A 10,760-nucleotide genomic window follows, 5' to 3' on the forward strand; every position below is an offset into this window, starting at 1 on the left:
TTCGTGGGCCGGCGGCCCGCTCTCTCGCGTCGTGCTCTGCTTCGATCAGGCGGTGTACGCCAGCTCGTCGGCACGGAGTTCGTGCGCGAGAATCCCTCGACCAACGTACTGCTCGACCTCGCGCACGGCCGAGTCGCCCAGCCGGTGGATCTCGTTGCCGAGCGCGCCGGCGATGTGCGGCGTGATCACCACGTTCGGCAGGGCGTAAAGCGGCGAGTCCGCCGGCAGCGGCTCCGGATCCGTCACATCCAGATACGCGTCGAGGCGTCCGCTCACGAGCTCCGCGGACAGGGCGTCCGTGTCGATGAGGGCGCCCCGCGCGGTGTTCACGATCAGGGCGCCGTCGTGCAGCAGCCCGAGTTCGCGAGCGCCGATGATGCGGCGTGTGTCCGGCGTGCTGGGAGCGTGCAGCGTGAGCACGTCGCTGCGACGGCACAGCTCAGGAAGGGAGACGACTTCGACGCCGAGCCGCGCGGCCTCCGATGCGGTCAGATACGGATCGCAGACCAGGATCCGCGCATCCAGCCGGGACAGCAGGGCGATGACCTCACGCCCGACCCTCGAGGCGCCGAGGATCCCGATCGTGACCCCGTTGGTCCCGATCGGGGGGATCCCGTCGACGATGCGATGCCGCCGCGTGGTGCGCAGCTGATGTGCGAACCGGCTCGCACGCTTGAGCCCGAACACGATCGCGGCGAGTGTGAACTCCGCCACCGGTGTGGCATTGGCCGCCGCGGCCGTGCTCACCCTGATCCCGCGGCGGAACGCCTCGGCGTCGAGGAAGGTCTTCACGGTGCCGGCGGTGTGCACCACTGCCTCGAGTCGAGGGGCGAGGTCGAGCACGTGCGCATCGATGCGCGGGGCGCCCCAGCCCGTCAGCATGACGCGAGTCTCGCGGAGAGCTTCTCGGGCGGCGGGCGCCGCAAAATCCGTGATCGGAAGCGGCCCCGCGATCTCGACCGTGTTCCGCAGTCGCGCGAGCGCCTCCCTGGAGAACACCTCCGCGAAGGAGTCCTCCGCCATGACGATCACGGCGGCGGGGTGGGCGGTCGAGGGGTTGTGATCCACGGCGATCCTTTCTTTCTGCATCCAGATAGTAAGCGCATACTATGCGTTCGGTCCAGCCCGCGGTGAATCCTACGGGCTTAGATCCCATGAAAATCAATGTTTCGCCGAAACATGGTCGCATCGTTGACACTCGCAGATCCGTCGGGTACGTTCGCAGCACAGCAAGCGCTTTCTAGCTCTTGCCGAGGACGATGAAGTTTCCCTGTGGCAGGTCGAGGTCGAAGATGAGCAGTTACAGCGAGCCGCTCGTGCAGAGCACGACGCCTCCCGTCAGTGGCGCCGCGGATGCGCCCTCCGCGCGTCCCGCGTCGAAAGGGCGCCGTCGGGCAGCGACGACCGACGCCCCCGCGCACCGCAAGCGCAGCCTCTGGGCGCGGATCAAGCGCGACCGGATGATGCTGCTGCTGATCGCCCCGGGGTTCCTCTACTTCGTGGTGTTCCACTGGCTGCCGCTGCCGGGCAACATCGTCGCCTTCGAGGACTACCAGCCATACCTCGGCTTCATCGACAGCGCCTGGGTCGGCTTCGACAACTTCGTGAAGATCTTCGCGGATCCGACGTTCTGGCAGGCGCTGCGCAACACCCTCGTGATCACCGGCCTGCAGCTCGTGCTGTTCTTCCCGATCCCGATCGTGCTGGCCCTGCTGCTGAACAGCATCATGTCGAACCGGATCCGCAAGTTCGTGCAGAGCGTCGTCTACCTGCCGCACTTCCTCGGCTGGGTCATCATCGTCTCGATCTTCGGCCAGGTGCTGGGTGCGACCGGCGTCGTGCCGCATCTCATGGAGGCGCTCGGGATGAAGCCGTTCCAGGCGATGACCACCCCGTGGTTCTTCCCGTTCCTCGTCTCGATCCAATCCGCCTGGAAGGACGCGGGCTGGGGCACGATCATCTTCCTCGCTGCGCTCATGAACATCGACCAGGAACTGTACGAGGCCGCGGCCGTCGACGGCGCCGGTCCCTGGCAGCGCATGAAGACCATCACCATTCCCGGGATCATGCCGGTCATCATCCTGCTGCTCATCCTGAACCTGGGCAGCATCCTCTCGGTCGGCTTCGAGCAGATCGTGCTGCAGCGCGACAACGTCGGCGCGGGAGCAGGCGAGGTGCTCGACACCTGGGTCTACTACCACGGCATCCAGAACGGGCAATGGGGCCCGGCTGCGGCCGTCGGTCTCGTGAAGGGCGTCGTGGGCCTCGCGCTCGTGCTCGGCGCGAACAAGGTCGCTCATCTGTTCGGCCAGGAAGGGGTGTACTCCAGTGGCAAGTGACGTGCAGCTGACGACCAGAGCGGTCGTCATGCCCCGTACCCGACGCAAGAACCGCAGCGTTGAATCGGCGCGGCCGGCCTGGATGGAGAAGCCCAGCCGTCTCGGCAGCACGGGCAAGGCCGTCGTGGTGACGCTGATCTGCGTGGCGACGATCTACCCGTTCCTCACAGTGCTCTCCACGAGCCTCTCGGACAGCACCGACATCGCGAACGCCAACGGCCTGGTGCTGTTCCCGCTGCACCCGACATTCGCTGCTTACGAGACGATCTTGTCCGGCGGCATCGTGACCGCCGCCCTCGTGCGCAGCATGCTCATCACCGTGATCGGCACGCTGTGCTCGCTCGCCGCGACCGTCGGCATGGCTTACGGCTTGTCCCGGCGCGATCTGGCCTTCGGCAAATTCATCCTGCTCACGGCGCTGTTCACGATGCTGTTCACGCCGGGCATCATCCCCAGCTTCCTCATGGTCAAGCAGCTCGGCCTGCTCGGCAGCTACGCGGCGCTGGTGCTTCCCACCCTCATCTCGGCGTTCAATCTCGTCGTGGTCCGGTCGTTCTTCATGGGGCTGCCGCAGGAGCTGTTCGAGGCGGCGCGGATCGACGGCGCCGGCGACTTCCGGATCCTGGTCAAGATCGTGCTGCCACTGTCGAAGGGTGTGCTCGCCGTGGTCGGGCTGTTCTACGCGGTCGCCTACTGGAACGCGTTCTTCAACGCGATGCTCTACCTGAACAGCGACCAGTGGCCGCTGTCGATGATCCTCCGCCAGTACGTGCTGCTCGGATCGCCGCTCGACACCGCCTCGGTCGGCGAGATCTCCGCGCCGTCCCAGGCGATCCAGATGGCCGTCGTCGTCATCAGCGTCATCCCGATCCTGCTCGTCTACCCCTTCCTGCAGAAGTACTTCACCAAGGGCGTCCTCACCGGCGCCGTCAAGGGCTGAGGCCCGCTCCACCCGATCGATCCACCTCCCTGTACAGAAAGGAGCCCAACGTGGCTCTCGAAACGAACCGGCGGACCTTCCTGTCCTTCGCCGCCCTCAGCGTCCTCGGCGTCGTCACCGCGGGCTCCCTCGCCGGCTGCGGCACCAAGGGCGCACTGAACGCCTCCGCGGCCTCGGCGTCGGTGCTGCCGAAGTACATCCCGCTGAAGGGGGCCACGCCCGACCTCGCGGGAACCGCCGAGGGCGTTCCAGCGGCCTTCTTCAACTACCCGGCCAAGCCGTTCCGCGCGGTGCCGGCGCCCTTCCTCAAGGGACAGAAGATCACGGCGATCACGAACATCTTCGGCCCGCCGCCGACGCCTGCCGCCTCCAACCCGGCCTGGCAGGAGATCAACAAGCGTCTCGGCGGCACGGTCGACATCACCGCGGTCTCGAGTGACGACTACGACACCAAGCTCAACACCGTGATCGCCGGTGGGGACATGCCGGACCTGATGCTCAATGACGGCGCGGCCATCGCCGACATCATCGGCTTCCTGGAATCCGCGTGTCAGGACCTCACCCCGTTCCTCGCGGGCGACAAGTCCAAGGACTATCCGAACCTCGCCAACATCCCGCAGGCGTTCTGGAAGCCGGCGGTGCAGAACGGCAAGCTCTACGGCATCCCGATCCCGCGCGGCATGACCGGCGGATCCGGTTTCATCAACCAGACCTTCTTCGAGGCCGCGGGCGTCACCGACACCTCGACCATCAAGAACGCGGACGACTACCTCGCTCTCGCCAAGCAGCTCACCGGAGCGAACCGCTGGGCCCTCGGCAGCACCAAGTTCGGCCTCATCCCGTTCGAGCACATCTTCCACGTCCCCTACAACTGGACGATGAAGAGCGGCAAGCTCGTGAAGGACATCGAGACGCCGGAGTACCTGGAGATGGTGTCCTTCGTGCAGAAGCTCTACGTCGCGGGATGCTTCGCCCCCGGCAGCGAGGGCTGGACCAAGTCGCAGATGTCGAACGCGTTCATCTCCGGCCAGGTCGCGCAGATCTACGACGGGCTGCCGGCATTCGGCAAACCGGGCGGATACCAGCAGACCGTCCCCGCGGCGAACCCCGCGAACAAGGTCGCCCCGTTCATCCCGTTCAGCGCCACGGGCGGCAAGGCCACGGTGTGGCTGGACAACATCGACTTCGCCTGGACCATGGTCAAGAAAGGCAGTGCGGATCACATCAAGCAGGTCCTGCAAGTCGCGAACTTCCTGGCTGCGCCGTTCGGCAGCGAGGAGTATCTCCTGATGAACTACGGTGCCGAGGGCACGGACTTCACCCGAGACGGCAAGGGCAACCCGATCCCGACGCCTGCGGCGGCAGTGAACACGGCCGTGCCGTGGAAGTACCTGGCGGCCGGCCCCAACACGCTGTACTCGCCGCAGTTCCCCGACGCCATCAAGGTGCTTCACGACGCGTACTCGAAGCTCGTCCCGATCGGCGTCCCGGATCCGACCGTCGGCCTGTTCAGTCCCACCAACGCGAAGCAGGGGCTCACGATCGCCAAGCCCGTCTCGGACGCGGTGACCAACTTCATCGCCGGGCGTGGTTCCCTGAACGACGTGAAGAGCGCGATCTCGACATGGAAGAGCGCGGGCGGAGACACGATCCGCGCTGAGTTCCAGAAGGCGCTGAGCGGCGCGACGGCCAGTCCGTCCCCGAGCGCCTGAGAGGCAGCGGATCCGTGAACGTGGGAGAGGGCAGCGGGGGAGAGGGAACCGTGAGGGAAGACATCTCGACGAGAATCGCGATGGATCCTGTCCTCTCCCCGTTCACGGGCTGGGGCAGGGCGCAGTGGGAGGCGGTGGCGGACGACTGGCTGAGCCAGGTGCGCCGCTATGCCAGCCCGGAGGGCGCCCTGCCGCGCCTGCCAGGAAGGATCACCGGCGACGGAGTGCGGCGGGAGGGGATGGAGACCGTGGGCCGGTCGTTCCTGCTCGCGGCGCCGCGGATCGCGGGCGCCTCCGACGCCGCGGATCCGGCCGTCCAGGCGCACCTGGACTACTACTCCCGGGCGTTGCTGGCCGGCACCCGGGCGGGTGGTGAGGAGGAGTGGCCCCGCGGGGTCAGCTGCCGGCTGCCGCTGACGGGGATCACGAACTCGATCGTGGAGGCCGCGAACATCGCGTTCTCCCTGCACATCAGCCGCGATCGGCTGTGGTCGGGCCTCACCCGGCCGGAGCAGCTCCAGATCGGGAACTGGCTGCGTCATCACGCCCGCTGCGAGGTGTGGCAGAACAACTGGCAGCTGTTCCCCGCCATGGCGGAAGGCTTCCTGCGTGCGGTCGGCGAAGACGTGCGCGGTCTGCACGCGACGCGCAACGTGGCGCGGGTGGAGAGCTGGTACCTCGGCGACGGGTGGTACACGGACGGGCCGGAGCATGCGGTCGACTACTACAACGCCTGGGCCATCCATCCCTACCTGTGGGCCTGGTACCGCATGACGGACACCGTGCACACCGCAGAGGGGCAGCGGTATCTCGAGCGACTGCACGACTTCACCGCGTCGCAGGCCCACATGGTCGCCGCCGACGGCTCGCTCCTGCATCAGGGCCGCTCGCTGACCTACCGCACGGCGGCGCTGGCCGCTCTCTGGTGCGCCGAGGCGTCGGGCGTGAGCGCGCTCAGCCCCGGCCAGACCCGCCGCATCGCATCGGGAGTGCTCTCGCGCTTCACCGCGCAGGGAGTCGGTGCCGACGGCCCGCTCACGCTCGGGTGGTACGGCGAGTTCGAGCCGATGTGCCAGGACTACAGCGGCTTCGGATCCCCGTATCTGGCAGGCATCGGATTCCTCGGGCTGGCCCAGCCCGAGACGGCGCCCGTCTGGACTGCGATCGAGGAGGCCCAGCCCTCCGATCACGGCTCCTTCACCGCCCCGATCGAGCCCGTGGGGTGGGTGCTCCGCGGAGCCTCGGACGGCATCGTGCGGATGGCGAACCACGGCTCGGATCACGCCACGCTGCCCGTCGGCGAGGACGAGGACCGCGACGACCCGCACTACGCGAAGTTCGCGTACTCGACGCACACCGCACCGGGCACGGGGCCGGCTTGGGTCGACGCGATCGACTCGCACTTCGCGCTGCTCGACGACGAGGGCGCCGGCAGCAGGCGCAGTTCCCTGCGGGCCACGCGAGTCGAGGGGGATCTCGCCGGATCCGTGCACGTACCGCAATTGCATCGCCGTGCGCTGCCCGGGACCGCAGTGACCACGGTGACCGCGGGCGACGGCACCGCCGAGGTGCGTGCGCATCTCGTTCAGACGGATCGGCCGTGGCCGATGCGCGAGGGCGGCTGGGCGGTCGCCGACGACGCCGAGCTGGCCACCGGCGTCTTCGAGGACGGCGCCTGGGCGCAGGGCCGCGACGGCCTGCTCTCCGCGGTGATCGGGTTGCACGGGTGGGACGCTCCTCGGCCCGCCGTCGCCGACGATGCAAGCCGTCGCCCCGAGCGGGCGCGCGTGTTCGCCTACCGCGATGCCAACGCGATGGGCTCGCACTCCGCGACTCCCGCCCTGCAGGGCCGCACCAGCACGAGGAACACGGTCGTGGCCACCCTGCACGTGCTCGAACGCGGCGGCGCGGTCGACCCGCAGGAGTGGCGCGATCGGGTGCGGGTGGACGTCGATGGCACCCTCGTGCGCCTGACGTGGGCCTCGGGCGCGACCTCCGAGTTCGACCTGGCGACGTTCGTCCCATGGGACGAGCACCCGGGCCTCACCGGTCCTCGGGGGGAGGCCCGATGATCGAGCTGCGCTACGGCGCGGGACCGGAGGGGCGCCGACAGGACCCGACGATGCGGGCGTTCCGTGCCGATCGGTTCGGACAGTTCGTGCACTGGGGGTTGTATGCGATCCCCGCGGGGACGTGGCAGGGGCGCACGATCGAGTTCGCCGCGGAGTTCCTCATGCACTCGGCGCACGTGAGCCGGGAGGAGTGGGGCGCGCTCGCCGCCGATTTCACGCTGGAGGGATTCGACCCGGCGGAGTGGGCCCGCACGGCGAAGCGCATGGGCGCGCGCTATGCCACGATCACCACGAAGCACCACGACGGCTTCTGCCTGTGGCCGAGCGCGTACACCGACTTCAGCGTCGCCGCCACGCCCTCGGGGCGCGACGTGCTCGGCGAGATCCTCGACGCGTATCGCGCCGAAGGTCTCGCCACGCACCTCTACTACTCGGTGCTGGACTGGCATCACCCGGACTGGCGATACGCCATCGAGTCCGATGACGATCGCGTGGCGTTCGACCGCTATCTCGACTTCGCGACGAACCAGCTGCTCGAGCTGGCGGAGAGATACCCGCAGGTGCGCGGATTCTGGTTCGACGGCACCTGGGACGAGTCCGTGAAGGCGAACGGGCGCTGGACCCACGAGATCGAGCAGCGGCTCAAGCAACGGATCCCCGGCGCGATCGTGAACAGCCGTCTCCGCGCCGATGACAGGGGCGCACGGCATTTCGACTCCAACGGCGCCCTGATGGGCGACTACGAGAGCGGTTACGAGCGCCGGCTCCCCGCGCCGTGGGACCGGTCGGTCGCCGTGCACGACTGGGAGGCCTGCGCCACCCTCACCCAGGCGAGCTGGGGCTTCCATGACTCCGCCTGGGCGGAGCGAGGGCGCAAGACGCCGGCGCAGGTCGTGGAGCAGCTCGCGCAGACCGTGAGCCTGGGAGGCAACCTCCTGCTGAACTTCGGGCCGCGCGGCGACGGCTCGCTCGCCCCCGTCGAGGTCGCCCTGGCCGACGAGGTCGGCGCCTGGATGGCCATGAACGGGGCAGCCGTGCACGGCGGCGGGCCGGCTGAAGGGTGGGATTACCCCGGGTGGGGCTTTTACACGATGCCCCTGCAGGCGGAGGAGTCAGCCGAACGATCCGCCCTTGTGCACGCGATCGTCACCCGGATCCCGGTCTCCGGCATCCTCACGATCGCGCTGCCGCCCGGCGTCGCGTTGCGCGGGGTGCGCGCACTCGATGACGACACCGCCGTGTCGTTCACCGAACTGGACGCCCACACCGCCCAGCTCGCGGCCCCCGCCGCCACGGGCATGCCGACCGTGCTCGCCCTCGAGATCGCGCCTGCGGACCCGGAGAGCGGCCTGCGCGAGCCCAACCCCGACGTCGCGCTCGTGTGAACGCATGAGCGGGCGCCTTCCCGTTCCGCGCTTGCGACGTGGGGAACGGGAAGGACACACCCAAACCCTCCGCTTCGAAGAGGAACAGGAAAGGGCACCACCATGAAACAACACCGCACCGCGCAAAGCAAAGCGCGCTGGCGACGGCTGACCCCGGCGCTCGCCGCAGGGGCCGTCCTCGCTCTCGCGCTGCCCGCCACCGCGCAGGCCGGCACCACCCCGGCTCCGCCGCAGTACGTCGCGGCCGGCACCACCACCATGAAGGGCGGTCTGACCAGCGACATCGCCGGCTCGGCGTATCTCGGCAAGGACGGCCAATTCCACTGGAGCAATGCGCTCACGTCCTACAACACGAACCCTGGCAACGCGTGGGCGCGCACGTTCACGAACACCGACATGGGCGCCGTGTCCGCAGGGATGGGCACCACGACGCAGAAGGTTCAGGCGCCCGCGTACTATGCCGACGCGGGCACCATCTGCTACCAGCTCGACAAGGATCCGACCTTCCCGATCCCGTCGCCGCAGCAGGACGACCACTGCGACGTCATCGGCGTCTGGGTGGATCCGCAGGGCACGTGGCACGCGCTGCTCAACGACGAGTTCCAGTTCGATCCCTGGCAGACCAAGGGTGCAGACGCGACGGTCGATCAGAAGATCTCGACCGGGCACCACAACAACCGGATCCTGCTCGCGACCTCGAAGGACGAAGGCGCCTCCTGGCAGTACCAGGGGCCGGCGCTCACCTCGGCGTGGGATGACGATCAGGTGATCGACAGCGCTGCCTCACCCGGTCAGTCGTATCCGTTCGGCAACTCCGGCTGCCGGCTGTTCATCGATTACTCGACGGGCTACTTCTACATCACGTACAACGTGAAGATCTACAAGAAGCCGGCTTCCTCGACCCTCGCCAGCTGGACCGAGATGGCCCGCGCGCCGATCAGCGGCGGCATGGCCAGCGGCACCTGGCAGAAGTGGTACAACGGCTCGTGGTCGCAGCCGGGCATCGGCGGCATCGACGGCAACGTCAACTCCGTCGGCGGGCTGAACGTCGTGTACGACCCGGCGACCGACCTCATCGCCTGGCAGGGATCCGGCGACAACGCCACCGCGTCGTACCAGGCCGCGAAGGTCGCCGCCGATCACCTCATCGTGTTCTCCGACGCGTCCGGAAACACCTACACGGCGAACACGCTGACGCACACGATCGTGAACAACGCGACAGCGGAGTCTGCGCCGGACCGGACCGTGTCGTACCACGACGACGTGACCGGCCAGGACCTGACGCTCAAGGCGGTCGACGACAAGTACGAGAACGGCGTCAAGGTCGTCACGGGCGGCATCTACGTGACGCAGACGGATCCGGCCACCGGTGCCTCCCAGACCGTGGATCTCATCACGAACAGTGCGTATTACAAGGATCCGAACACCGGTCATCTGTACCTGCCGTCGGCGAACAACGAGTCGGCTATCTCGTACAACGCGTTCTCCGGGCTGTACCGCATCGTCGGCTACGACGGGAACGTCTATGAGACGGCTGATCTCGGCGACCCGAACTCCTGGAAGGTCGTGGGCCTCATGCCCGCCGGATCCAATGGCGGTTACCTCACCTCTCTGGACAACGGCAGCCTGACGAACCAGAACGTCACGGGACGTTCGTTCCTGACGATCTCGGATCTGACCGCCAAGGTGTTCGACATCGCGCAGACCGCCGGCGACGGATCCGCGGCGGTGAGCACCGAGTACACCCCGCGGGACACGGCCGGCAAAGCGGTGTCCGGAGATTCCGCCTACGTGCTGCGGGTCGGCGGCAAGGCCGTGACGGCGAACCGCGGACCCGGCCTGGACGGCGGGGACGGAGCGGCCACGGGCGTGTCCACCTGGAAGCTCCAGCCGGTGAAGGACGTGCGCGACGGCAGCCAGAACAGCGGCTTCTACCGCATCGTCGACGCCGCGACCGGCAAGGACCTCCGGGTTTCCGGATCCGCGCCGGCCGAGCAGCGCGCCGTCGACGCGGTCGTCACGGTCGGGGCGCCGCAGGCCGACGCCCAGCCTCTGACCTCGGCCGGCCTCGGGACGCCGGATGGCAGCGATCAGTGGTACCTGCAGCGCGTCGCGACCGACGGCACATCGCTGGACGGATCCACCACCTACCGCCTGGTCAACCGCAACAGCGGCTTGACCCTGCAGTACGTGAACGAGAGGATGCGCCTCGAGCAGCAGGCTGCGGGCAACGCCTCGCAGTACGTGACGCTGACCGTGCGGTAGGGGATAAGGCGAGTGACGGCGCCGGGTCGGGTGCGTGCACCCGACCC

Annotated in this window: 7 protein-coding genes; 6 read left to right on the forward strand and 1 reads right to left on the reverse strand. The window is 68.1% G+C overall.

Features of this window, described 5'->3' with window-relative positions:
- Window positions 1-45 precede the first annotated feature (45 nt).
- Entirely contained in the window at window positions 46-1,068 is a 1,023-nt protein-coding gene (locus AB4078_RS08650; protein WP_441976768.1) for a hydroxyacid dehydrogenase, read from the reverse strand.
- Between the two features lie 224 nt (window positions 1,069-1,292).
- On the opposite strand from AB4078_RS08650, the gene AB4078_RS08655 reads away from it, so the two are divergent.
- From AB4078_RS08655 to AB4078_RS08680, 6 genes are all read left to right on the forward strand, one after another.
- A complete protein-coding gene (locus AB4078_RS08655; RefSeq protein WP_440732234.1) occupies window positions 1,293-2,339 on the forward strand; it encodes an ABC transporter permease in 1,047 nt (348 codons plus the stop codon).
- On the forward strand, window positions 2,329-3,279 hold the full coding sequence (locus tag AB4078_RS08660) for a carbohydrate ABC transporter permease (protein WP_441976769.1): 951 nt from the start codon (window positions 2,329-2,331) through the stop codon (window positions 3,277-3,279). The genes AB4078_RS08655 and AB4078_RS08660 overlap by 11 nt, the downstream gene beginning before the upstream one ends.
- Before the next feature lie 50 nt (window positions 3,280-3,329).
- Complete coding sequence (locus tag AB4078_RS08665) at window positions 3,330-4,991, forward strand: extracellular solute-binding protein (RefSeq protein WP_441976770.1); 1,662 nt, start codon at window positions 3,330-3,332, stop codon at window positions 4,989-4,991.
- Between the two features lie 80 nt (window positions 4,992-5,071).
- A complete protein-coding gene (locus AB4078_RS08670) occupies window positions 5,072-7,063 on the forward strand; it encodes a DUF2264 domain-containing protein (RefSeq protein ID WP_441976771.1) in 1,992 nt (663 codons plus the stop codon).
- The gene (locus tag AB4078_RS08675) at window positions 7,060-8,448 is read left to right on the forward strand and encodes an alpha-L-fucosidase (protein ID WP_441976772.1); all 1,389 of its coding nucleotides are present in this window, start codon (window positions 7,060-7,062) and stop codon (window positions 8,446-8,448) included. Before AB4078_RS08670 ends, AB4078_RS08675 begins: the two co-directional genes overlap by 4 nt.
- A 102-nt stretch (window positions 8,449-8,550) precedes the next feature.
- On the forward strand, window positions 8,551-10,713 hold the full coding sequence (locus AB4078_RS08680) for a hypothetical protein (RefSeq protein ID WP_441976773.1): 2,163 nt from the start codon (window positions 8,551-8,553) through the stop codon (window positions 10,711-10,713).
- Window positions 10,714-10,760 lie beyond the last annotated feature (47 nt).

The sequence above is a fragment of the Microbacterium sp. 2MCAF23 genome (assembly GCF_052115565.1).
GTDB lineage: Bacteria > Actinomycetota > Actinomycetes > Actinomycetales > Microbacteriaceae > Microbacterium.

Excerpts from the sequence above, each read along its gene's own strand:
- AB4078_RS08680 (WP_441976773.1), top strand. The coding sequence starts at position 8,551 with ATGAAACAACACCGCACCGCGCAAAGCAAAGCGCGCTGGCGACGGCTG.
- AB4078_RS08675 (WP_441976772.1), top strand. The coding sequence starts at position 7,060 with ATGATCGAGCTGCGCTACGGCGCGGGACCGGAGGGGCGCCGACAGGAC.
- AB4078_RS08655 (WP_440732234.1), top strand. The coding sequence starts at position 1,293 with ATGAGCAGTTACAGCGAGCCGCTCGTGCAGAGCACGACGCCTCCCGTC.
- AB4078_RS08670 (WP_441976771.1), top strand. The coding sequence starts at position 5,072 with ATGGATCCTGTCCTCTCCCCGTTCACGGGCTGGGGCAGGGCGCAGTGG.